This is a genomic window from Neobacillus drentensis, from assembly GCF_036965645.1.
GTDB classification, from domain to species: domain Bacteria; phylum Bacillota; class Bacilli; order Bacillales; family Cytobacillaceae; genus Neobacillus; species Neobacillus drentensis_D.
Genome location: NZ_JBALPZ010000067.1, coordinates 51,661 through 74,951, shown reverse-complemented (window position 1 = coordinate 74,951; position 23,291 = coordinate 51,661). Strand labels below are relative to the sequence as shown.

General features: G+C 39.5%; 22 protein-coding genes. 11 read left to right on the top strand and 11 right to left on the bottom strand.

The features are described 5' to 3' along the window. Nucleotides 1-130 precede the first annotated feature (130 nt). On the top strand, nt 131-3,622 hold the full coding sequence (addB, locus tag V7266_RS14160) for a helicase-exonuclease AddAB subunit AddB (RefSeq protein WP_335468533.1): 3,492 nt from the start codon (nt 131-133) through the stop codon (nt 3,620-3,622). Next, nucleotides 3,615-7,391 carry a helicase-exonuclease AddAB subunit AddA gene (gene addA / locus V7266_RS14155; protein WP_335468532.1) on the top strand — a complete coding sequence of 1,259 codons (3,777 nt, stop codon included), beginning with the start codon at nt 3,615-3,617 and terminating at the stop codon, nt 7,389-7,391. The genes addB and addA overlap by 8 nt, the downstream gene beginning before the upstream one ends. 38 nt (nt 7,392-7,429) lie before the next feature. Here addA and V7266_RS14150 read toward each other — a convergent pair whose 3' ends face one another. The 6 genes from V7266_RS14150 to V7266_RS14125 form a co-directional block, all read right to left on the bottom strand. Continuing rightward, entirely contained in the window at nt 7,430-7,648 is a 219-nt protein-coding gene (locus V7266_RS14150) for a spore germination protein (RefSeq protein WP_335468531.1), read from the bottom strand. 58 nt (nt 7,649-7,706) lie between these two features. Beyond that, nucleotides 7,707-8,096: a spore germination protein GerPE gene (locus V7266_RS14145; RefSeq protein WP_335468530.1), complete on the bottom strand. Its 390-nt coding sequence runs from the start codon at nt 8,094-8,096 to the stop codon at nt 7,707-7,709. Continuing rightward, nucleotides 8,077-8,283, bottom strand: coding sequence for a spore gernimation protein GerPD (locus V7266_RS14140; RefSeq protein WP_335468529.1), 207 nt, complete (start codon nt 8,281-8,283; stop codon nt 8,077-8,079). Before V7266_RS14140 ends, V7266_RS14145 begins: the two co-directional genes overlap by 20 nt. After that, a complete protein-coding gene (gene gerPC, locus V7266_RS14135; protein ID WP_335468528.1) occupies nt 8,280-8,897 on the bottom strand; it encodes a spore germination protein GerPC in 618 nt (205 codons plus the stop codon). The genes V7266_RS14140 and gerPC overlap by 4 nt, the downstream gene beginning before the upstream one ends. Before the next feature lie 102 nt (nt 8,898-8,999). Continuing rightward, complete coding sequence (locus tag V7266_RS14130; RefSeq protein ID WP_335468527.1) at nt 9,000-9,242, bottom strand: spore germination protein GerPB; 243 nt, start codon at nt 9,240-9,242, stop codon at nt 9,000-9,002. 18 nt (nt 9,243-9,260) lie between these two features. Beyond that, on the bottom strand, nt 9,261-9,482 hold the full coding sequence (locus V7266_RS14125; protein ID WP_215040174.1) for a spore germination protein: 222 nt from the start codon (nt 9,480-9,482) through the stop codon (nt 9,261-9,263). A gap of 285 nt (nt 9,483-9,767) precedes the next feature. On the opposite strand from V7266_RS14125, the gene V7266_RS14120 reads away from it, so the two are divergent. The 3 genes from V7266_RS14120 to V7266_RS14110 all read left to right on the top strand — a co-directional run bounded on the left by V7266_RS14120 (nt 9,768) and on the right by V7266_RS14110 (nt 10,793). Further along, on the top strand, nt 9,768-10,127 hold the full coding sequence (locus V7266_RS14120) for a DUF1516 family protein (RefSeq protein ID WP_335468526.1): 360 nt from the start codon (nt 9,768-9,770) through the stop codon (nt 10,125-10,127). A gap of 119 nt (nt 10,128-10,246) precedes the next feature. Continuing rightward, entirely contained in the window at nt 10,247-10,519 is a 273-nt protein-coding gene (locus V7266_RS14115) for a ubiquitin-like small modifier protein 1 (RefSeq protein WP_335468525.1), read from the top strand. A gap of 1 nt (nt 10,520) precedes the next feature. Further along, a complete protein-coding gene (locus tag V7266_RS14110) occupies nt 10,521-10,793 on the top strand; it encodes a hypothetical protein (RefSeq protein WP_335468524.1) in 273 nt (90 codons plus the stop codon). 44 nt (nt 10,794-10,837) lie between these two features. On the opposite strand, the gene V7266_RS14105 is transcribed toward V7266_RS14110, so the two are convergent. Then, the gene (locus tag V7266_RS14105; protein WP_335468523.1) at nt 10,838-12,667 is read right to left on the bottom strand and encodes an aldehyde ferredoxin oxidoreductase family protein; all 1,830 of its coding nucleotides are present in this window, start codon (nt 12,665-12,667) and stop codon (nt 10,838-10,840) included. A 222-nt stretch (nt 12,668-12,889) separates the two neighbouring features. Between V7266_RS14105 and V7266_RS14100 the strand changes: the two genes are divergently transcribed. Continuing rightward, entirely contained in the window at nt 12,890-13,921 is a 1,032-nt protein-coding gene (locus tag V7266_RS14100) for a ThiF family adenylyltransferase (RefSeq protein WP_335468522.1), read from the top strand. 36 nt (nt 13,922-13,957) lie between these two features. On the opposite strand, the gene V7266_RS14095 is transcribed toward V7266_RS14100, so the two are convergent. Continuing rightward, nucleotides 13,958-14,521, bottom strand: a complete 564-nt coding sequence (locus V7266_RS14095) for a DUF2777 domain-containing protein (RefSeq protein ID WP_335468521.1) — start codon at nt 14,519-14,521, stop codon at nt 13,958-13,960. Between the two features lie 239 nt (nt 14,522-14,760). Here V7266_RS14095 and asnB point away from each other — a divergent pair, with 239 nt between their 5' ends. Continuing rightward, nucleotides 14,761-16,608: an asparagine synthase (glutamine-hydrolyzing) gene (asnB, locus tag V7266_RS14090; protein WP_335468520.1), complete on the top strand. Its 1,848-nt coding sequence runs from the start codon at nt 14,761-14,763 to the stop codon at nt 16,606-16,608. A 126-nt stretch (nt 16,609-16,734) separates the two neighbouring features. After that, nucleotides 16,735-18,237, top strand: coding sequence for an alpha-amylase family glycosyl hydrolase (locus V7266_RS14085; RefSeq protein ID WP_335468519.1), 1,503 nt, complete (start codon nt 16,735-16,737; stop codon nt 18,235-18,237). Nucleotides 18,238-18,271: 34 nt separating this feature from the next. Here the strand turns inward: V7266_RS14085 and V7266_RS14080 are convergent, their stop codons facing one another. Both V7266_RS14080 and V7266_RS14075 read right to left on the bottom strand, forming a co-directional pair. Continuing rightward, nucleotides 18,272-19,144, bottom strand: a complete 873-nt coding sequence (locus tag V7266_RS14080; RefSeq protein ID WP_335468518.1) for an SDR family oxidoreductase — start codon at nt 19,142-19,144, stop codon at nt 18,272-18,274. 151 nt (nt 19,145-19,295) lie between these two features. Then, the gene (locus V7266_RS14075; protein WP_335468517.1) at nt 19,296-19,787 is read right to left on the bottom strand and encodes a YajQ family cyclic di-GMP-binding protein; all 492 of its coding nucleotides are present in this window, start codon (nt 19,785-19,787) and stop codon (nt 19,296-19,298) included. 286 nt (nt 19,788-20,073) lie between these two features. On the opposite strand from V7266_RS14075, the gene V7266_RS14070 reads away from it, so the two are divergent. Together V7266_RS14070 and V7266_RS14065 are read left to right on the top strand one after the other, a co-directional pair. Continuing rightward, nucleotides 20,074-20,937, top strand: a complete 864-nt coding sequence (locus V7266_RS14070; protein WP_335468516.1) for a CvfB family protein — start codon at nt 20,074-20,076, stop codon at nt 20,935-20,937. 72 nt (nt 20,938-21,009) lie between these two features. Further along, the gene (locus tag V7266_RS14065; RefSeq protein ID WP_081810752.1) at nt 21,010-21,141 is read left to right on the top strand and encodes a DUF3941 domain-containing protein; all 132 of its coding nucleotides are present in this window, start codon (nt 21,010-21,012) and stop codon (nt 21,139-21,141) included. 40 nt (nt 21,142-21,181) lie between these two features. Here the strand turns inward: V7266_RS14065 and V7266_RS14060 are convergent, their stop codons facing one another. After that, nucleotides 21,182-22,030, bottom strand: coding sequence for a DegV family protein (locus tag V7266_RS14060; RefSeq protein ID WP_335468515.1), 849 nt, complete (start codon nt 22,028-22,030; stop codon nt 21,182-21,184). Nucleotides 22,031-22,153: 123 nt separating this feature from the next. Here V7266_RS14060 and V7266_RS14055 point away from each other — a divergent pair, with 123 nt between their 5' ends. After that, nucleotides 22,154-22,996, top strand: a complete 843-nt coding sequence (locus tag V7266_RS14055; protein WP_335468514.1) for a YitT family protein — start codon at nt 22,154-22,156, stop codon at nt 22,994-22,996. Nucleotides 22,997-23,291 lie beyond the last annotated feature (295 nt).

The following is a 23,291-nucleotide window of genomic DNA, read 5'->3' as shown; positions in this document are numbered from 1 at the left end:
TTTGGGTCAGCCTCTTTTCTAGGTAGATTTACCATTATTGGTTAAAACCCGCTCACTTGAAAATACAAACGTTTGTACTCTTTTATGATAGAATGGGAGATACAGAGTTTTTTGAAAGGGAGGTTTCCTTATGTCACTAAGAATCATCACAGGACGGTCTGGAACTGGAAAAACGACATTGTTCCTTCATGAAATTCGTGAACGTCTTTTAGAGAATCCAGAAGGAAAACCGATTATCTATATCGTACCGGAACAAATGACATTTGTATCAGAATATCGCTTGGCAACAGATCCGCTTGTAGGCGGAATGATCCGTGCACAGGTGTTCAGTTTTTCCCGCTTGGCATGGAGAATTTTGCAAGAGACAGGCGGAATCACACGTTACCATTTAAGCAGTGTTGGCATGAGCATGTTAATCCGTAAAATCATTGATGAACAAAAAGAAAATTTAAACCTCTATCAGCGGGCCGCTGATAAAAATGGGTTCGTTCAGCAGCTTGAACAAATGATTACCGAATTTAAGCGGTATTGCATCCGGCCAGAGGATTTAATCCAAAAATCAACTCTGCTTGGAACAAATGAATCGGTATCGAAAGCATTACATGATAAATTAGCAGATTTAGAAAAGATTTATTCGAAGTTTGAGGATGAAATCTTTGGAAAATATATTGATTCGGAAGATTATTTTCGCTTGTTGGCAGAGAAAATATCAGCTTCGGCCTACTTAAAAGAAGCAGAGATTTATATAGACGGGTTTTACAGCTTTACGCCGCAGGAATATCAAATCATCTTAGAATTAATGAAGCAGTGTAAACAAGTTTCGGTTGCAATGACGACAGAACGCTTAGCCGTTCATTCAGCGCCAGATGAACTTGCTTTATTCCGAGCTTCGGAGGATGCCTGTTATAGCCTTTATGATATGGCAAAAACAAATGGTATTGACATAGAAGACCCAATTATGTTGACAGATCAAAAAAAGTGGCCCTCCTCCTCTTTACGTCATTTGGAACAACATTTTGATACCCGCCCAGCTATACCCTTTCATGGAGTAACAGAGATTCAGATTAGCCAGGCTGTAAATCGTAGAGCAGAGATTGAAGGGATAGCCCAGGAAATCCGTCATGTGGTTCAAACAAAAGGATACCGTTATCGAGATATTGCCTTGTTAATTAGAAATGGCGGGAACTATCATGAAATAATTGAACCGGTTTTTACTGATTATCAAATTCCATTTTTTATTGACCAGAAAAGGACTATGCTTAATCATCCTTTAATTGAGTTAATTCGGTCCACTCTAGAAATCATAAACTCTTTTTGGCGCTATGAAGCGGTATTTAGAGCGATTAAAACAGAATTGCTGTATCCGCTCCAGGAGAATCCTGCTAAAATGCGGGAAAAGATGGACAGGCTGGAAAATTATTGTTTGGCTTATGGAGTTAATGGAAGCAAATGGACGAAAAAAGAGCGTTGGGTTTACCGGCGGATAAGAGGTCTAGAATTAACAAGCGGCCAGACAGATGCCGAAAAAGAAATGGAGAATGAATTAAATGAATTAAAACTCCTCATCACAGCTCCCATACTGCGTTTGTCCAGACGCTTGAAAAAAGCCGACACTGGACGCAAGCTTTGTGAGGCGATTTATTTATATTTAGAAGAATTGGATATACCCGATAAACTGGAGCATTGGAAAATAGCTGCAGAGGAAAATGGAAATCTTGTAAGAATGCGAGAACACGAACAGGTGTGGAACGCTGTAGTGGATCTTCTCGATCAATATGTAGAAATATTGGGTGAAGAACACATTACGTTAAAAGCCTTTGCTTCTATTTTAGAAGCAGGTTTTGATTCCTTACATTTTTCACTTATTCCACCTGCACTTGACCAGGTCTTAATAGGCGACTTAGAGAAGTCTCGACTAAATGAGAGTAAGATTGTTTTTATTGCAGGGGTCAACGAAGGGGTGTTACCAGCAAAAATCTCAGAAGAGGGGATTCTCGCGGATGAGGACCGGGAACTATTAATAGCCTCAGGAATGAATGTGGCACCAAGCAGCCGAACCCGTCTGTTAGATGAAAACTTCCTTGCTTATAAAGCTTTTACGGCACCATCCGAGTTTCTTTATGTTAGCTATCCACTTGCCAATGATGAAGGTAAAGCTTTAATTCCTTCAACTTACATTAAGCGTCTTAAGGATTTGTTTCCGGATATTCAGGAGATTAGTTATGTTGCAGATCCGTCAGAGCTTGACGAGAAGGGGCAGCTGGAATTTGTGACTAATTTTTCAACTACTTTGTCTTATTTAAACGCACAGCTGCAATTGAAAAAGAGAAACTATCCGATCGCTGATTTGTGGTGGGATGTGTATAATTACTATCTCCATAGCACTTGGAAAAATAAGGCTGCAAAAGTATTCTCGAGTCTTTTTTATACAAACAGGACAGTCCAATTGTCAACTGAGGTAGCGGATGCATTATATGGTGAGATCATCCAGGCTAGCGTTTCAAGAATGGAATTATATAATGGCTGTGCCTTTTCTCATTTTGCCCAGCATGGATTAAAGCTTCGTGAAAGGCAAATCTTCCGGTTAGAAGCACCGGATATTGGGGAATTATTCCACGCTGCTTTAAAACAAATTGCTGAGACAGTCAATAATCAGAATATATCATGGGCGGAGTTAACACGCAGGCAGTGTGAACAGCTAGCAAAAGAAGCTGTCAAGACCTTAGCTCCAAAGCTGCAAAATGAAATTCTACTAAGTTCTGAGAGACACCATTATATTCAGCGCAAGTTAGAACAAATCATTACCCGTGCCTCGATCGTTTTGAGTGAGCATGCAAAGGTAAGTGGTTTCTCACCGATTGGGTTGGAATTAGCTTTTGGATCTAATGGGGAACTGCCCCCGCTAAGCTTCTCTTTGAAAAATGGAAAAAGAATGGAGCTGGCTGGGCGGATAGATAGGGTTGATCAAGCAAAAGCTGAGGATGATAGTGTCTTTTTAAGGGTTATTGATTATAAATCAAGCGAAAAAGATGTTAATTTAACAGAAGTATACTATGGCTTAGCCTTACAAATGTTGACCTACCTTGATATCGTCATGACACACTCTGCTGAATTGGTGGAGATGAAGGCCAGTCCTGCAGGTGTCCTTTATTTTCATGTTCATAATCCTTTTATTAATACAAAGAAAATGCTAACCATAGATGAAATTGAAAATGAAATCATGAAAAAGTTTAAAATGAATGGGTTAATGTTAAGCGATCAAAGTGTAATCCAGCTGATGGACCAATCGTTGGAGTCTGGAGATTCACAAATTGTAGCAGCCGGTATCAAGAAAGATGGGAATTTATCCAAAAAATCAAAGGTTGCCAGCTTAGAAGAATTTAATCAGTTAAGAAATCATGTCCGTACCATCTATCAAAAAACAGGCAACGACATTATAAATGGTAAAATTGATATCTCACCATTTAAATTAAAAGACAAAACACCTTGTACTTTTTGTTCCTATAAATCTGTTTGTCAGTTTGATGAATCTATTGAAAACAATCATTTTCGGAGTTTAACACCTTATTCAAAGGATGAGGTACTGGAATTGATCAAAAGGGAGGTTTTGGAAAATGAATAGGATTGTGATTCCTCCAAAGCCAGAAGGGGTTACGTGGACGAACGACCAGTGGAAGGCAATTTCAGCAAGAGATAAGGATATCCTTGTCGCTGCAGCCGCTGGTTCGGGGAAAACGGCAGTCCTAGTCGAAAGGATTATTCAAAAGATTCTTTCAGAAAAAGAGCCAATTGATGTGGATCAATTATTGGTCGTAACATTTACGAGTGCTTCTGCGGCAGAGATGAGGCACCGAATTGGGGAAGCACTCGAAAAAGCAATTGACCAAAGTCCGGAATCGAGAAATCTCAGAAAACAGCTTAATCTTTTAAACAAGGCTACCATCTCAACGCTGCACTCTTTTTGCATGGAAGTCATCCGTAAATATTATTATTTAATTGATATTGACCCAGGCTTTCGCATCTCTGATGAAACAGAGGCCCAATTAATTAGAGATGAAGTGATGGAAGAACTATTTGAAGAGGAATATGGAAAAAAAGATAATGAAGCATTTTTTAATTTGGTAGATTCGTTTACAAGTGACCGCAGTGATGCAGCGTTAATGGACATTGTTCGTTCCATTTACGACTTTGCTCAGTCCAATCCTCTTCCGGACAGTTATCTGGAGAAAATCGTTTCTATGTACCAGGTGGGGGAAATAGCGTCAATTGAGGAGCTTCCCTTTATTGATGCACTTCTTTTTGATATTAAACTGCAATTAGAAGCTGCTAAAGAGATGATAGAGCAGGCCCTCGAGCTTACTAAGCTGCCAAATGGCCCGGCACCTCGTGCAGAAAATTTTATAGATGATTTGCAGGTTATTGACACCCTTATTAAAGCCGAGCAGGAATCATGGAACACGCTTTACCAGGCCATGCAGTCATGGTCTTTCACAAGAGCTAAACAGGTAAAAGGGGATCACTTTGATAAGGAGCTAACAGAAAAGGCTCAGAAACTGCGGGATAAAGCCAAGAAAAAAATTCAAGGTATCAAGGATGAACTCTTTTCACGCCGGCCTGAGAGTTTTTTACGGGATATGGATGAAATGAGTCCTTTAATCGAAACATTAGTTTATCTTGTAAAAGAGTTTTCAAAGCGTTTTGCGAAAGCAAAACAGGAAAAGGGCCTGGTTGACTATAATGACCTTGAACATTATTGTCTCGCTATTTTAACAGACGGAATTTCTGACATGGGTGAATTCCTTCCATCTGAAGCTGCTCGTGCTTACCGGCTCCATTTTAAGGAAGTCTATTGCGACGAGTACCAAGATACGAATATGGTTCAGGAGACCATATTAAAGCTAGTAGCAAAGGATGATGAAGAAAACGGTAATCTGTTTATGGTTGGAGATGTGAAACAGTCCATTTACCGTTTTCGCCTAGCAGAACCACAGCTTTTTCTTTCTAAATATAATCGTTTTACATTGGACGGGTCTTCCTCTGGACTCAGAATTGACCTAGCTCAAAATTTCCGAAGCAGGAAAGAGGTCCTTGATGCCACTAATTATCTCTTTAAACAAATTATGGGGGTTAAGGTAGGAGAAATCCAATACGATGAAGCCGCAGAACTGCGAAATGGTGCACCATATCCTGAAGATAGGAAATTTCCAGTGGAGTTAATGCTCATTGACCAAAACGCTGAGAATCAAAAGTCTGAAGAACTCGAAACAGGCAATGAAACGGAAGAAGCAGAATTTGATACTGCCGATTTGGAACAGTCGCAGCTTGAAGCAAGGGTAATTGCCGATAAAATTAAGGAATTAATTAACGATGGGGCAACTGTTTATAATGCTAAAACCAAAACAGAAAGACCATTAATGTATCGGGATGTCGTCATTCTTCTCCGCTCGATGACCTGGGCACCGCAATTTATGGAAGAGTTCAAACAACAAGGAATTCCTCTATATGCCAATTTATCAACTGGTTATTTTGAGGCGACTGAGGTATCCATAATGATGTCACTTCTTAGGGTTATTGATAATCCATATCAGGATATTCCGCTTGCCTCTGTACTGCGTTCACCTATTGTTGGGTTAAACGAAGAGGAACTATCGAAAATACGGATTGGCAGGAAGCATGGGTCTTTTTGGGAGGCTGTTACGGCCTTTTGTTTAAGTAAAACGGCTGAAGTTAATGACCCCTTTTATGAAAAGGTCCGAGCTTTTTTTGACTTGTTAAAAGAATGGCGCTCGATAGCCAGACAAGGATCGCTCTCAGAGCTGATCTGGCAATTATATCGTGATACCCAATTTTATGACTTTGTTGGCGGGCTTCCTGGCGGGAAACAGCGGCAGGCAAATTTACGCGCTTTGTATGACAGGGCCCGTCAATATGAACAGACATCTTTCCGCGGACTGTTTCGATTCTTGCGATTTATTGAGCGCATGATGGAAAGAGGAGACGATCTGGGAGCGGCCAGAGCACTTGGCGAGCAAGAGGATGTTGTTAGAATTATGACGATCCATAGCAGTAAAGGATTAGAATTCCCGATTGTATTTATGGCGGGAATGGCACGTAATTTTAATATGATCGATATACGCAAACCTTATATGCTTGATAAAGAGTATGGATTTGCGGCGAAATATGTCAATGCTGAAAAAAGGATATCCTACCCGTCATTACCGCAAATCGCTTTTAAGCAGAAGAAAAGGATGGAAATGCTCGCTGAAGAGATGCGTGTCCTATATGTTGCGATGACAAGGGCTAAGGAAAAGCTTTATATGACCGCAACATTAAAAGATGCCGCTAAACAAATTGACAAATGGAAAGATATTTCCGCACATAACGAATGGCTGCTGAAGGACTATGAACGAGCTTCTGCTATGAGTTATATAGACTGGATTGGACCTGCGATGATCCGTCATCATGATTCCAGCGAATTATGGACGAAAGGAGAAGGGAATGGGCAGGTGCCTTCAGAGATTACAAATCATCCATCTTCCTGGAAAATCATATTAAAACACGCTGATGAAATAAAAAAACAAACAAATTCCAGTGAGAATGAAGAGGATTACTTGCTTAAAAAGATTGAAAATTTAGAGCCGGTGCCATCTGAATCAAACCTGGCAGATGAAATACATGCACGTCTTACATGGGAGTATCCTTTCCTTGGTGCAGCCAGCCATCGGTCCAAGCAATCTGTTTCGGAAATAAAACGTGTCCGCGAATTAACCGATGAATATAGCAGTACGGAACTTATCGGGCGTTTTCGTAAATCCATTTTGAAACGGCCTAAGTTTATGCAGGAAAAACAATTAAGTCCCGCTGAACGTGGGACAGCCATGCATATGGTAATGCAGCATGTGGATTTGACAAAAGAAGTGAATGAACAAGCAATTATTGACCAGTTGAACTGGATGGTGAACAATGAACTGATAACGCCTGAACAAAGTGAAGTGATTGATGCAAATTTGATTGCCCAATTCTTCACTTCTCCGCTCGGACAAAGGTTTTTTAAAGCCAAAGCCATTCACAGAGAAGTTCCCTTTACAGTCTCCATCCCGGCAAGAGAGGTTTATCCCGATTGGAATGAGGGGGCTGAGTCTGTTTTTGTTCAAGGGATCATTGACTGTATCTTAGAGGATGAAAATGGTCTTGTGTTGATTGACTATAAATCAGATGGAATAACCAATCGATATAAAGGTGGTTTCGAGCAAGCTAAAGCGATTCTAGGAAATCGCTACAAAATACAAATAAATTTATATACGAAAGCCATTGAACAAATTTGGAAAAGAAATGTAACGGAAAGGTATCTATTTTTCTTTGATGGTGCGCACGTATTGAAAGTAGAATAATAAAAAAATGACATAGACCATTAAGGTTTATGTCATTTTTAATTATTTCCTGCTATAGGCTGATCTATCACATTTGTGTCAAGTACATTGGTGCCGCTTATGCCGGTATTCGTCACAATGATTCCACCGGTGTTAAATCCACCCGAGCCGGAATACGTTTTCGAACTGCTTTTAGGAGAAATATAAAGTGTATCACCAAATTGTACAATTCCTCCGCCTACATTAACAATTTGAACTGGACCTAGGATTGCTGGCATGAAAAACATCCTTTTCTATTTGAACTTACAGATGTAAGCCTTATGATATCCTATGCTTCTAGCTGATATCCTGTTCGTTCCCCCGGGGAAGAAGCTGGCGGATATGCTTAATCCTTACTTCCATTGAAACATGTTTAGTGTTTCCAACATGAAGAATAGATGAGTTTGAGACCGCGGTAACATGAATGTTATTGGCTTTTATTATAGGAGTTGGATTATAACGGGAAATGGAAATTGCTTCATTAATAGATGGGAGCGGAAGAGGCATTCTAAAAATCTTGTAAGCAGGAAAGTTACCTTCGTTTCCATGGAAAAATTCTACTTCCCTTTGAACAGCAAGTGCCCGTGAGAACCCATTTAGAAAACAAGAATCTCCAAGTTGAATAATCGAGGAGAACGCAACTTGGTTAACAAACAAATGGTCAATACTAGAGGTTCGGGCTAGCATAGCCTGGCGTCACATCCTGTTCTAAAGGCACAAATGGTCCAATTATGAGGGATTCCGCTGGTGTATCAAAGGCAGATGCTAATTGGATTGTTTCACAATCACCGACCATAAATAAAGATGAACTGGCAACACCAATAATTTTAATATTTTCAACATGAAGGATGTAGTTGTGAACTTCAAAGTTCATTCGGGCTTCATTCCTTTCATATTTTCGGGTAAATTACTCAAAAATGTCAATACACCATTTTGGATTTCTTGCTTAATTGAATGTATAACCATTTCATCAATCGAAACATTATTTTCTTCCGACCGAACTTTTGCGGCTTCAGCCTTAAGATGGAAATCAATTCGGTTAGGAAGCTGTCGAATAATATCTTCTTTTATAAAGGAAAAATAGGAGTCATTTGGCTGAATCGATAACTGACTTTGGGCATCAACAATTATTTGTGGCAACTCCTTTTCTAAATACTCATAAATCGCTTTTTCAATTTCCATCGATCGCTGCATTTGTTCTTTAGAAGACAAAGGGGTGTTTAAGGACTGGTTTTGAACAGCAAAGTCTTCAATTCCAGATAAATCATTAGGATTTAGACCAATATTTAATGTGCCTTCGAGGGTCTCTACCTTCAATTGATCAAATTTATATTCAATTCTATCAACATGAACTACTGGCTTTTCTTGAATCTGTTTTAGATCTTTTTGTAATTTACTTATGGTTTGTTCTAATGCAGCAATCCTCTGTTCTTGAGTTTGAATACACATTTGCATCCATTGAAGGTATTGGTTAAAATCCTGGTACACAAGAATCACCCCCGACGCCATTTTTGCCATTTGTTCTAACTATATGCAGGGGGACCCATCGATTTGCTTATTTTATAGTTCATTCTTAAAATGGAGAGTTTCTTATGACCTTCTGATGGCGGCTTGTAAAGGAACTGATGGTGCTAAAATTTGTGCACCAGGTGTTACCATTTGCCCGCCGGGTTTTATTCCTGCCGGTGCCGGTTGAGTGAACCCCCCAGTATTGTACAAACTGGACTGGGTCTTAATGATGCCGGCACTGCCAATTTGCAGTACGGAAGAATTGGTAATCCCGCCAATTTTTATAAAATTAATATGAATGGATTGTTGAATATAAAAATTCATCATTAAGTCCCCCATTCATTACATATTAAGGAAATTGTTTTGATCAATGACATCTGGGTCACTTGTATTAGTTGAACTTAATTGGTTATGAACTTGTAATTGTTCGCCGGTGTTAAAGGAACCAGCTCCAGAAAATGTCTTAGCAGTGGCAAACGGCATGATTTTATAGACGTCGCCAATATGGAAAACAGAACTACTCCCAAGTGTTATAACCTGGGCAACTCCAACAATGGCTGGCATAAACAACACCCTTTTTTTAGATATCTTCATTGGCAGTAACTTCAAGCGTTAGTTGTAATGTGTAGAATTTCTTTATTATCTTATGTCTGGGCAGTTGCAATGTGAATCATTAGCCCAAATAATATTTATGAACAGTTCTTGCAACGACAGATGGAATCATGAAGATTGAAAAATAAATGGATCCATAACTAAGTTTGTTACGATAATAGCCTTACTAATTTTCGTAATTTAACCTCTCCTATGGTATGATAGTGTCGAGCAGGACATACATAGGGAGGAATTATCGTGATACATGCACATATTACAGCGTGGTTTTTAGCTCTCATTTTATTCTTTGTGGCCCTTTCATTAACTAAAAAAGGCAAAGCAAAGGGAGCTAAAATTATTCAAATGATTTTAAGAGTACTATATCTGCTGATTATTGCCACAGGTGTAGGTCTTCTTTTCTCAGTGTACAAAATTGATGTCTGGTATATTTTAAAAGCAGTTGTGGGATTATGGATCATTGGTTTATTTGAAATGATTCTTAGCCGCGTCATTAATAAGCGAAACGTATCTACTTTTTGGATTCAGTTTGTTGTTGCATGGTTACTAGTACTATATCTAGGATTTGTAAAATTGCCGATGTCATTTTTACATCCTTAATAAAAAGCTGTCGGGGAGAGTTCCGGCGGCTTTTTTAATTTAAAAGGGGATGAGGATGGGTTCACTAGTGACAACTAGTTAGTTTGGTTTTAATATTTATATAGGGGGGGAATTTACATATGCTAGTAAAAGTGTTTGCAAATCTCCGGCAAATTTGCGGAGGGGTAACGGTAGAGGTAAGGCCTGACGGTAATCGCGTTATCGATGTTTTAAATAAAATGGTCGAAATGTTTCCAGATTTACAGTCTGAAATTTTTACGTCGGAACAAACGCTGCTTCCGTTTGTTCATGTGTATGTAAATGGAAGAAACATCATTCATCTTGATGACCTTGAAACAAGCGTAAAGGATGAAGATCAGTTTGCCCTCTTCCCGCCAGTAGCCGGTGGTTAAGATGGTAGAAAAAGATTTAGAATTTCGCGGTATAAACATAAATCATCTCGGCATGTATTTTCAAGAACTTGGGGCGAATCAGGTTACTGATACTTTACCTTTTATTTTTGAGGCCGAAGAGTGGAGTGGCCAAATTTTATCAGAGGAAGAAATCTCCTTTACAGACATCTTTAAAGTTAATGCAGTAAAAGTCCGTTTTGAAGCAAAAGATATGGATACACTTGTGCGAGTGATTAAGAATTATCGATATAAAACAACGAGGATTGGCGGATAAAAAAGCATCTGCGAATGATATTTTCGCAGATGCTTTTTGTCCTATTAAACCCGCTGACTTTCAGAATCAATGATGCCTAATTCGCGAAGCTTTTGCTCTGGTACTAAGCCGTCTTTCCAGCCGCGGACTTGGTAGTATTCTTCCAGCATAATATCCATCCTGCTTACATGACCTGCACTGTTTCCAGATGCTGGTTCTTCTGTAAAGCGTTTTGGAAGGAAGTCATCTTCGCGTTTACTAAAGCCAGCAAGGTTATTATAGTAACGCTCAAGGTTGTAAATTCTTTCCCCAGCCTTCATTACATCATCGGCTGTCATTGGAATGCCAGTCATCGTACTATATTGCTCAGCATAGTGCTCAGCGTTTTCCGAGAACGAAGAGAACTTACAGATATTCATAGAATCTGAGAATGCCAGCATATCTTGGAATATTTTTAAAAGTTCTCCTTTCCCTTCTGGTTTTAAACGATCAGTTGGTTCGGGTATACCTGCAATTTCACTTGCTACAGTATAGCCGCGCAGGTGACAGGCACCACGGTTACTAGTGGCATAACCAAGTCCGATACCTTGGATTCCCCGAGGATCGTAGGCAGGAATGGACTGGCCTTTAACTGACATGGAAAGTTCTGGGGCGCCCCAGGCAGCGGCTGCGCGGGCAGGTCCTTCGGCAAGAATACCTCCAAAACCTTCACGCAGGGCAATTTTTCTTGTTAATTCAATCATGGAATCTGCATCGCCCCAGATTAATTCTTCCGTAATGATTCCTTTTTCAAATGCTTCCATTGTTACGGAGAAGCAATGACCAAGCTCGATGGTATCGAGGCCGTATTCATTACAGCGGTCGATTAAATAAGAAATTGCCGCGGCATCACTTAGAAGGCAGTTAGAGCCAAGTGACCAAGCCGATTCGAATTCAACACTCTCAACTCTTGTTTTGTACTTCCCATCTTTTACTTCTACTTCAATTTTACAGCCTACCGGACAGGCATGGCAGGTGTTATTTGCAACACGAAGATGTGTGTTAACATATTCACCGCTATGTTTTTCTGCTTCATCCCAGTGAGTTAGCTGTGAGTTTTTTGTTGGAAGCGCCCCCACTTCATTGATTAAGTTTGTAAGCACGTTTGTTCCATAGACGGATAATCCACCTTTATTTGGTGCCGTTAATCCGCCATCAAGAATTGCTTTTACAGCTTTTTTATTGGCCTCTTTATACTCAGCCTCTAATTTAGGAGCCGGCATATTTCCCTTTTGAGCTGCCTTAATTACAATTGCTTTTAATTTTTTATACCCAGCCACTGCTGCAGTACCGCCACGGCCTGCAGCACGATCATGTTCATTAATAAAGGATGCAAAACGAACTGTATTTTCTCCTGCTTGACCAATCGTCATTATACTTAGGTCTTGTTCACCATATTGGTCTTTCATCGACTGGATAAATGCCCTTGTGCTAGTCCCCCAAAGATTGGAAGCATCACGGAGTTCGGCTTTACCGTCTTCAATAAAAAGATAAACCGGGCGGTCACTTTTTCCTTTAAAAATAAGGTTATCAATGCCAGCCCATTTTAGGCGTGCTGCGGTCCAACCGCCAATGTGAGAGTCTGTAACTGTTCCTGTGAGTGGGGATTTGGTTACCACACAAAGACGGCCGCTCATCGAAGAGCGTGTTCCGGTAACAGGTCCTGTCATGAAACATAAAATGTTATCAGCAGATAGTGGCTCAACTTCTGGGCCGTTATCTAATACATATTTGACACCGAGCCCGCGGCCGCCTATGTATTTTTTTGCATCCTCTTCATTGATGGCTCTGTAATCTACTGTTCCACTAGTTAAATCGACTAGAACTTCTTTGTTTTTGAAACCGCCAATACTCATAATTTCCCTTCTTTCTATTATCCTTTTTATATAAATCTCCTATCCTTCTTACAAAAGTTAAAAGATTTCTCCAAAATTTGTTAATTATTCAATTCTAATTATACACTTTTCTAAAATGTAATAAAATTAAAAATTTTCGTTCTTCCTTATATTTATTTGATAAGATAATACTATATGAAACTATTAATCAGGACCTGTATGGGATAGAAAAGAGGTAGCTAAATGAATGATTTAGCAAGGTATTCTAGACAAATCCTTTTTAAAGCGGTTGGAGAAGAGGGACAGAAGAAAATGCTGAAGAGCCGCGTTGCCATTATCGGGGCAGGTGCTCTTGGTACTGTTATCGCCAATCATCTTGTCCGGTCTGGGGTTGGGTACTTAAAGATAATCGACCGAGATCTAGTGGAATGGTCTAATTTGCAGCGGCAAATTCTTTATACGGAGGAAGATGCACGAATGCAGCTTCCAAAGTCCTTTGCTGCTCAAAAAAGGCTGATGGGTATCAATTCTACTGTTACGGTGGATGCCGTTATTGCTGATTTAAATCTAGACAATGCCGAGGATCTATTATCAGGTATGGACGTTATTGTTGATGGAACTGATAATTTTATGACTCGTTTTTTAATTAATGATGTGGCAGTAAAACATAGAATTCCTTGGGTACATGGAGCGGCAGTTAGTTCACGGGGGATGTTTGCTGTTATAAAACCAGGGGTAACTCCCTGTTATCGTTGTCTCTTTCCGAATGTCCCAAGCAGCAATGGAGAAACTTGTGATACGGTTGGGGTATTGTCACCATTAACCGATATCATCGGATCTTATCAGGCTATGGAAACCATTAAACTACTTTTAGGGGCAGAAACCACTCCTAATTTAGAACAAATCGATATTTGGGATCATTCATCCATGCAGATGGATATTTCACAAGGAAAGAATCCTAATTGTCCTGCTTGTGCGAAAGGCCAATTTGATTTTTTGGATCGCTCCTCAGGACATCAAGTTGCCTACACGACCCTTTGCGGACGCGATACAGTGCAAATTAGTCCGAAACGTCCTAGAGAGTTGGAGTTAAAGAAGACAGCCGAGAACCTGCGGAAAAGTGGAAAAGTAACGGTTAACGAATTTTTACTTCGCTTTTCTCCGGATGAAGAAGAAGTATCTATTGTAATCTTTAGAGATGCCCGGGTTCTTATTCATGGTACAAATGATGTTTTAAAAGCAAAACAACTTTATGCAAAGTATATAGGAAGTTAATAAACAAAAGGCTGGGGTCTTCCAGCCTTTTGTTCGTTAAGAAATCATTTTTTCGATTACTAACCGTTTTCCGGTGTTTAACGTGAATTCAAACCGGTCATTAACTTTTTCAAAGTAGCAAAAATGATGCTGGACATTACAAATTTGCTCTTGATTGTCAAAAACCATAAAATTTACCCCATCTTTTCGATTTTCGTCAGATAAAAAAGATAAATGGTTATAACAATAGATACAATCATAAATCGAAAAATTCAAGGAATTTAGTGTCGTAACAAACTGGAAAAAAGCGTCATCATTTACCCCATCCAAAAGGCGCTCAAGAGAGTAAATTAAATGTTTTCTCATTCTGATCGTATCGTGATCACGAAGCATAATCGCTTCTTTCCCACAATGAACCCTTCCAGGTTCTCCTAATATCCCTTTCTTCCAACGATTCAGCCGGAAGACCTCAATTTCTTGATGAACAAAATCATCTAACATCGTTGCTTCTTCTGTTTCCTCATCGAAAAAAATCCACTGATCATTAATTTGTTCGACTGTTCCTATATTATAAGCTCGTTGTTGATAATCATATAGTTTTAATCGTTGTTGTCGATTCATCACTAACCTCCGTACACAGTTGCTTTCCTTTTTCTTTTTTGACATCTTCCTGTCTTTTTAAACAATGGTTATTTCTTAAAACATAAGTATAAAAATTTTATCCCGAAGAATCCGTGTTCCATGCGGCCGTTTGTACCATTCTATTTAGGACAATTAACCATTTAATCTGGGCTGAATAGTATAGAGCATGTAATACCTGTTCAGATATTCATATTTATTTGTAAGGGAGTGAGATGCGAATGTGCGGAATCTCAGGATGGATTGATTTTAGTAAAACAATAAAAAATGAAGCAGCAACCCTTGAAAAAATGGTGAATACATTGGCTAAAAGAGGTCCGGATGAAACAAATATCTGGCATGATACCCACGCAGGCTTTGGTCATAAAAGGTTAATTGTGGTTGATCCTGAAGGCGGAAGACAGCCAATGACCAAACACAAAGAGGGTTATGATTACACCATTTGCTACAATGGGGAATTATACAACACTGAAGATATTCGCAAAATCCTTCTTACTAAAGGATATTCTTTTAAAGGTCATTCTGATACAGAAGTACTGTTAACAGCCTATATAGAATGGGCGGAAGAGTGCGTAAATCATTTAAATGGAATCTTTGCTTTTGCCATTTGGGACCCAAAAAGGGAACAACTCTTTATCGGACGTGATCGTCTAGGGGTCAAACCGTTATTTTTTACAGAACACCAAAAAGGGATCATCTTTGCATCGGAAATTAAGGCGATTTTAGCTCACCCGGATATCAAAACAGAAATCACTCATGAGGGATTGGCGGAGGTCCTTGGAGTAGGTCCATCAAGAACACCGGGATCTGGTATTTTTAAAGGGATGAAAGAACTGCGGCCTGCCCACGCTTTAACTTTTTCAAGAAACGGCTTAAAAATTTGGCGTTATTGGAATGTAAAAAGTGAGGAACATAAAGAGGGTGTGGAAGAAACAGCAGAGAAGGTCCGCTATTTAGTGACGGATGCAGTCACAAGACAGCTAGTTTCCGACGTACCACTATGTACCTTTTTATCCGGCGGTCTCGATTCCAGTATTATTACGGCAATAGCTGCAAAAGGATTCGGTTCCCAAGGAAAGGGACAGCTTCATACTTATTCGATTGACTATGAAGGAAATGATCTGCATTTTACCTCGAATGAATTCCAGCCGGATGCAGATGGGAAGTTCATTCAAATGATGACAGAAAAGTTCGCTACTCAGCATCATAACAAGACCATCTCTCAAGCACAATTAGTTCATGACCTGGTAGAAGCCACTGCTGTTAGAGACTTTCCCGGCATGGCCGATGTCGATTCTTCCTTGCTTTGGTTTTGTAAAGAAATTAAAAAGGATTTTGTTGTTAGTTTGTCCGGAGAATGTGCAGATGAAATTTTCGGCGGATATCCATGGTTTCATCGTAAACAGGATTTAGAGCGGCCTGGTTTTCCTTGGATGCGTTCGGTTAACGAGCGGCAAAATCTGCTAAAGCCGTATTGGCGGGATCAACTAAAATTAAGTGAATTTTGTATGGATCAGTATCAACAGGCCATAGCTGAAACGCCAAAGTTGGAAGGCGAAAGCTTTGAAGAAGCCAAGCGGAGAGAATTATTTTATATTAATATGACCTGGTTTATGACCACATTACTCGATCGAAAAGACAGAATGAGTATGGGGGCAAGTCTAGAGGTACGGGTTCCATTTGCTGATCATCGTCTTGTAGAATATTTGTGGAATATCCCTTGGGACATGAAAATGTATCGTGGCAGGGAAAAAGGACTTCTCCGTAAAGCATTTGAAGGAATCCTGCCGGAAGAAGTTCTTTATCGGAAGAAAAGTCCGTATCCAAAAACCCATAATCCGGAGTATACAGCGGCTATACAAAAATGGATGGAGGAGATTTTACAGGATAAATCTTCAGTATTACATGAATTTTTCCAAAAGGACCAGCTCCAAAGTATTGTAGAGACTGGTGGGAATTCATTCAAAGAGCCATGGTTCGGCCAGCTAATGACAGGGCCGCAATTATTAGCCTATCTTGTTCAGTTCCATACATGGTTTAAGAACTATAATATTAATATCGTGAATTAGGATTCTTGATGTAGTACCTTGATTGGAAAAATAATCATTAAAATTTGGAATAAAAGCGGTATTAGATTAAAATGTTTATTGGGAAGAGGGAACCTTACCTCTTCCTTTTTTAAGGAGGAAAATGCCGTGAAAAAAATAACGTTCTTATTATTAATCTTTTTACTATGCTCAAGCTTACCTGCCCATGCAGAAATAAAAAAAGAAAATCGATTATGGCAGGATGAATCCATTTACTCGCTTATGATTGACCGCTTTAATGATGGGGATATAAAAAATGATTTTGATGTCAATGCAAAAGATCCCTTAGCATATAATGGCGGTGATTTTCAGGGGATCATTGACAAATTAGATTACATACATGAGATGGGATTTACAGCCCTTCGATTAACTCCCATCTTTGATAATACCAATAATGGCTACCATGGCTATTGGGTAAAGGATTTTTATAAAACTGACGAGCATTTTGGCACAATCAAGACCTTTCAAAAGCTGGTGATAGAGGCACATAAGCGGAATATGAAGGTTATTATCGATTTTGTCGCCAATAATACAGCTGCCGATCATCCATGGGTAAGTGATCCTTCAAAAAAGAACTGGTATCATCCAAAACAGAATATGGATAATGGGACTAAAAGCTGGGTTGATGGCTTGCCTGACCTAAATCAGGACAATCCTGAAGTGAATAAATACCTGATTGATGCCGCGAAATGGTGGATTAACAAAACGAATATTGACGGGTATAGTCTGCCGGAGGTCAATCAAGTTCCATTAAGTTTCTGGACCGATTTTTCAAAAGCAGTTAAGAAAGAGAAGAAGGACTTTTTCTTAATGGGCGTTCCAACAGAAGATTCTGCATTCGATGCAGCGAAGTATCAAACCGCTGGGATTGACAGCGTATTTGATAATACCCAAAGTAAGAGATTAAGAGAGGCGTTTGCCACCACTAATCAATCGTTTTCTGATTTGAAATCTGATTTAGGGCAAGATGGCAAACCAGAATTAATGGCCCATTTTTTAGATAATGAGTATACAGTAAGATTCACCACAGACATCGTGAATAAACGGCAATTTCCAGGTTCTCGCTGGAAAACAGCCTTAACCTACCTTTATACAACCCCAGGAATTCCGATTTATTACTATGGAACAGACATTGCCTTAATTGGTGGAAAAATTCCTGATAACCGCAGGCAAATGAACTTCCGGACTGAGAAGGACCTGATTGATTTTACAACCAAGGTGGCTGAATTAAGAAATAAGCTTCCATCCTTAACAAGAGGGACTATGGACATGCTTTATGACAAAGACGGGATGGTTGTATATAAGCGCGTCTATAAAGGGGAAACCGCAATTATTGCGATCAATAATTCTACAAAATCACAAAAAGTGGTTTTAACAGACAAACAACTAGCTGCTGATAAGGAGCTCCGCGGTTTACTTGCGGGGGATTTAGTCCGCAGTCACAAGAATGATTACATCCTGATTCTAGACCGGGATAATTCTGAAATCTATGTCCTCGCCGATAAAAGCGGGATTAACTTTACCTACATTGCTGCTTTAGTCGCTGTGGTTATCCTAACTATAATCTTCCTATTATTATTAAAACGTGGGAAAAAAATGAGAGTTGAATAATGATTATCGGCGGAAAATGTTCCGCCGATTTTTTTTAACCATTTACGATTGTTCCCCCATTTACGTGGATCATTTGACCACTCACATAGGAGGCGTCATCTGAGGCTAGGTATACGTAGCTTGGGGCGAGCTCATGCGGTTGTCCCGCTCTGCCTAGCGGCGTATTTGCGCCAAAAGAGGCTACCTGGTCTTCAGGAAATGTAGAAGGAATCAACGGCGTCCAAATCGGACCCGGAGCGACACCATTCACACGGATTCCCTGTTTTGCCAGGGACATCGCCAATGAGCGTGTAAAGGAGACAATCGCCCCTTTAGTAGCAGAATAGTCTAATAATTGTTCATTTCCATGATAAGCGGTTATGGAAGCAGTATTAATGATGGATGCTCCTTTTTTTAAATGAGGCAGTGCCATTTTTGTCATATAAAAATAGGAAAATATATTCGTTCGGAAAGTCTTTTCCAGCTGTGCGGAGGTAATATCTAATAAGCTTTTCTGTGGGTGCTGCTCAGCTGCATTATTAACGAGAATATCAAGTTTTTGAAACTCATTAATCGTCTTATTCACAATATCCTTACAGATATCTTCGGACCCAATATCACCAGAGAATAGGAGGCACCTGCGGCCTTCTGCTTCAATCAACTGTTTAGTTTCCTCTGCATCTTGATGTTCTTCTAGATAAACAATCGCAACATCAGCTCCCTCTTTTGCAAAATAAATTGCAACAGATTTTCCAATGCCGCTGTCGCCTCCCGTAATAATTGCAGTTTTACCTGCTAATTTCCCGCCCGGTTTATAATTAGCATCCACTGAAATGGGACGAGGGTTCATTTCACTTTCTACCCCAGGCTGGTGATTCTGATGCTGAGGTGGAAACGTGTTTTTCTGTTGATTTTGATTAGTACTCATTCTCTTAACCTCCCAATGTTAATTCACTGTTAGTGTGAGAAAAAATAGCCAAATTCATGTCAAAAATAAAAAAAGGCGAAGGATGATTTCCTTACGCCTTTAATAGTACCCGTCACAATGAGCAGTAAAACGTCATTGTCCAGATCTTTAATTATCGATAATTTATAAATTGAACATCAATACTTAGGTCAGCTTCACGAACTAAGGAAATAATTTTTTGCAGGTCGTCCCGGCTTTTGCCGGTTACTCGGACTTGATCGTCCTGCACCTGACTTTTGACCTTTACGCCGCTATTTTTAATAATGGTATTAATTTTTTTTGCGTTTTCTTTATCAATTCCTTGGGCAAGCTTTGCTCTCTGCCGAACAGTACCTCCCGAAGCTTTTTCAATTTTACCATAATCGAGATTTTTAACCGGAACCCCACGCTTAATTAATTTACTAAATAAGACATCTTTTAATTGGTCCATTTTGTATTCGTCATCTGAAACAAGAACAAGTTCTTCTTTATCAAGTGATACTTCACTTTTACTGCCTTTAAAATCATAACGGGTCCCAATTTCTTTCATGGTTTGAGCGATTGCATTAGTGACTTCAGAAAAGTCTACTTTGGATACAATATCAAATGAGCTGTCTTTAGACATAGCCATACCTCCAATAATTGATAAATTACCTGCTAAAGTTTCCCTTTACGGGTACATTATAGTAAAATAAACCAGTTCAAACAAGCAAGAAAAGCGGAAGCGCCTTGAACAAGGGCGACAGGCATAAGACGAGCCGGCGGGAAGGTTGTTCTTTAACCTTTTCGACGGATTGGCTTATGACCCCGAGCCCCTAGGCGCTGCAGCTAGACAAAAAGAAAAGCGGAAGCGCCTTGAACAGGGGCTGATGCTGGACAAGAAAAGTGATAGAAAAAAGGAGTTAGAATAGATGTCTTTAACTGAACTTATTGGTCAAGCTACAACATTAACTGTTGCCCGTCTAGCGGATTTCGGTTATTTCTTAACAGATGGTAATGAGGATGTTTTATTGCATAAAAATCAAGCACAGCAAGAATTAGCGGAAGGGGATGAGGTAGAAGTATTTTTATTTACTGATTCCCAGGGAAGAATCTCCGCTTCCATGACAATACCAGAGCTTTCAGTCGGTACTTATGCATGGGTAAAGGTGACAGATACGAATTCAAGAATTGGTGTGTTCCTAAATATCGGTCTCCCAAAGGATATTTTATTAGGTGCAGATGATCTTCCGGCACACCAGTCAGTATGGCCCAAGGTAGGGGATATGGTTTATATTACTTTACGGGTAGATCGCAGTAACTTGCTTTATGCCCGGTTGGCAAGTGATCAGGTAATCCAATCCATTTCGATTGATGCAACGAGAAAAGATTTTAACAAGAATATACAAGGTCATATTTACCGAACTGCCAAGGTCGGCAGCTGGGTTTATACAATTGAGGGATTTAAAGGATTTATCCATGAATCACAACGCATGGTTGAGCCTCGTTTAGGTCAAAAGGTTGAGGGGCGGATTATTGACGTTAAGGAAGATGGAACGATCAATGTGTCCTTACTAGGGAGAAAAGAGGAATCCCAAGATGTGGATGCGGAAAAAATCTACGAATATTTGATGAGTCGTAATGGTGCGATGCCATATAATGATAAAAGTGCGCCTGAAGATATCCAGGAACGTTTTAGCCTAAGTAAAGGGGCTTTTAAGCGGGCATTAGGAAAGTTGTTAAAAGAAGGTAAAGTCTATCAGGACGGCAGTTGGACCTACGCAAAAAAAGATTAAGGCTGCTTACATACTCTTTTTCTAAATGACAGACAATAAGTCTTGCAAGAAATTTAGAAAGGAGCTAATGATATGCCACACACTTCTGATAACGATAAAAAAGCACAGGACAATAACGCCTTACGTCATGAAAAAAATATGATGCGAGAAAAAAATCGCCAAGCAGGAAAAAATCAATACTCTAAGAAAACAGACCACAAATAAAGAAAGAGCGGGGGACTCCCGCTCTTTTTCAAATTCATATTTAATGTAAAAAGAAAATAGAAATCGTTCCCGGGCCTGTATGGGATCCAATGGCTGAGCCGATTGATGAGATATATACTTCCTTCGGGTGGAACTCGTTGATAATCATCTCTTTTACTTCTATGGCAGTAGCTTCAGTATCAGCATGACTAATACCGATGATTTGTTCATTTAAACCTGAGCCCCGTTCCTTCATAATATCAATAATCCGGCGAAAGACTTTCTTTTGCCCTCTTATTTTTTCAATTGGAACAAGCTTTCCATCTTCCATGTTTAAAATTGGTTTAATATTTAGCAATCCCCCTAAGAATGCAGAAGCCTTAGAAACTCTGCCGCCTTTTGCCAAATAATCTAAATCCTCCACCGTAAAAATATGCTCCATATGTTCACTTCTAAATCTAACATCCGCTAAAATTTCCTCTTTGGATGAATTTTGAAGAGCAAGTTTAGCAGCCTCTATGACTATGAGTCCCACTCCAAGCGAGGCACACTTTGTATCAACAATGGTTAATTGGAAGTTTGGATATTTTTCCTTTACTTGGTCAAGAATCATAACAGCAGTTGAATATGTACCAGATAGCTCAGAGGAAAAGGCGATATAAATGCCCTCTTCATTTTTTTCAGCCATCTCCGTAAAAACTTCCTCAAATAAAAGAGGAGAAACCTGAGAGGTCTTTGGGACATCTCCACTTCTAATCGCATTATAAACAGTTTTAGGATCAATTGTTTTTACATCTTCATAGTCTTGGTCATTAATTTGAACCTTAAGTGGGAATAATACAACATTATTTTCCTTATAAAAATTCAATGGTAAATCACATGCACTGTCAGCAAGTATTTTTACTGTCATAAGCTCACCTGCTTTCCAATCGTATATTAATTTAATTACAGTTTATCGGTTTCATCTTTAAATTACAATTTCTAAATGAAGAAGTATTCAGTTCGTAAATTTAATGAGTGAGGGGGAGTTCCATTGCTTTGGCTCCAAACTAAAAAAAACGCTATTGTAATTGCTGGTGCATTTATAAATGCGCTTGCCATGAACCTATTTCTTATACCGGCAAATGTTTATTCCAGCGGTTTTACTGGTGTAGCTCAATTACTCTCAAAGGTACTAAGCGATTATACACCAATTAATGTTTCGATGGGTTTTTTATTGCTTCTATTAAATATTCCGGTTGCCTTTCTTGGCTGGAAAAAGGTTGGGAAATCATTTACAGTTTACAGTTTTATTAGTGTTTTACTTACTTCTTTATTTCTTTCTTTGATTCCCATTAAGCAAGTTTCCCATGATATTTTACTCAATGCTGTTTTTGGAGGAGTTATTCTGGCAATTGGGGTAGGTATCACATTAAAATGGGGTGCCTCCACAGGTGGAGTCGACATTATAGCAATGGTCCTTTCACGGATGAAGGATAAACCTGTTGGTCCATATATGTTTGTCCTAAACGGTATTATTATTATTACGGCTGGTTTCCTTTATGGCTGGGAAAAAGCGCTTTATACTCTTGTGACCTTATATACGTCTACTAGGGTAATTGATGCGATTCATACCAGGCACGCCAAGTTAACGGCCATGATTGTTACAAAGAAAGCAGATGAAATGAAAAAGGCCATACATGCTTCTCTTGTAAGGGGAATTACGATGATTCCGGCAAAAGGTGCCTTTTCGAATGAAACCAGAGAGATGCTGATGATTGTCATTACTCGATATGAACTTTTTGATTTAGAAAGAATCATCCAAGAAGTCGATCCGAATGCTTTTACGAACATTGTTCAAACGACAGGGGTTTATGGATTTTTTCGAAGAGAATAATGGACGGGCGGGTTTACAAGTTTTGTTCGTGATAATCTTGCGGGATAAAGGACAGTTTGATTGCGTGACAACCAGATAGTGTCCTTCAGAAGGGTGATGAAGGACAGCTTGGTGGGGGCACAATCAGATAGTGTCCTTCAGAAGGGTGNNAAGGGTGATGAAGGACAGTTTGATGGGGGGACAACCAGATAGTGTCCTTCATAAGTGGAATGAAGGACAGTTTGATGGGGGCACAACTAGATAGTGTCCTTCATAAGTGGAATGAAGGACAGTTTGATTGCGTGATAACCAGAAA

Coding starts and splice junctions, on each gene's coding strand:
- V7266_RS14070 (WP_335468516.1), top strand. CDS start 20,074: ATGTCTTTAACTGAACTTATTGGTCAAGCTACAACATTAACTGTTGCC.
- V7266_RS14125 (WP_215040174.1), bottom strand. CDS start 9,482: ATGCCAGCCATTGTTGGAGTTGCCCAGGTTATAACACTTGGGAGTAGT.
- V7266_RS14080 (WP_335468518.1), bottom strand. CDS start 19,144: ATGAGTACTAATCAAAATCAACAGAAAAACACGTTTCCACCTCAGCAT.
- asnB (WP_335468520.1), top strand. CDS start 14,761: ATGTGCGGAATCTCAGGATGGATTGATTTTAGTAAAACAATAAAAAAT.
- V7266_RS14060 (WP_335468515.1), bottom strand. CDS start 22,030: ATGACAGTAAAAATACTTGCTGACAGTGCATGTGATTTACCATTGAAT.
- V7266_RS14110 (WP_335468524.1), top strand. CDS start 10,521: ATGGTAGAAAAAGATTTAGAATTTCGCGGTATAAACATAAATCATCTC.
- V7266_RS14140 (WP_335468529.1), bottom strand. CDS start 8,283: ATGAACTTTGAAGTTCACAACTACATCCTTCATGTTGAAAATATTAAA.
- V7266_RS14105 (WP_335468523.1), bottom strand. CDS start 12,667: ATGAGTATTGGCGGTTTCAAAAACAAAGAAGTTCTAGTCGATTTAACT.
- V7266_RS14075 (WP_335468517.1), bottom strand. CDS start 19,787: ATGTCTAAAGACAGCTCATTTGATATTGTATCCAAAGTAGACTTTTCT.
- V7266_RS14100 (WP_335468522.1), top strand. CDS start 12,890: ATGAATGATTTAGCAAGGTATTCTAGACAAATCCTTTTTAAAGCGGTT.
- V7266_RS14115 (WP_335468525.1), top strand. CDS start 10,247: ATGCTAGTAAAAGTGTTTGCAAATCTCCGGCAAATTTGCGGAGGGGTA.
- addA (WP_335468532.1), top strand. CDS start 3,615: ATGAATAGGATTGTGATTCCTCCAAAGCCAGAAGGGGTTACGTGGACG.
- V7266_RS14065 (WP_081810752.1), top strand. CDS start 21,010: ATGCCACACACTTCTGATAACGATAAAAAAGCACAGGACAATAACGCC.
- addB (WP_335468533.1), top strand. CDS start 131: ATGTCACTAAGAATCATCACAGGACGGTCTGGAACTGGAAAAACGACA.
- V7266_RS14150 (WP_335468531.1), bottom strand. CDS start 7,648: ATGCCAGCAATCCTAGGTCCAGTTCAAATTGTTAATGTAGGCGGAGGA.
- V7266_RS14130 (WP_335468527.1), bottom strand. CDS start 9,242: ATGAATTTTTATATTCAACAATCCATTCATATTAATTTTATAAAAATT.
- V7266_RS14095 (WP_335468521.1), bottom strand. CDS start 14,521: ATGAATCGACAACAACGATTAAAACTATATGATTATCAACAACGAGCT.
- V7266_RS14145 (WP_335468530.1), bottom strand. CDS start 8,096: ATGCTAGCCCGAACCTCTAGTATTGACCATTTGTTTGTTAACCAAGTT.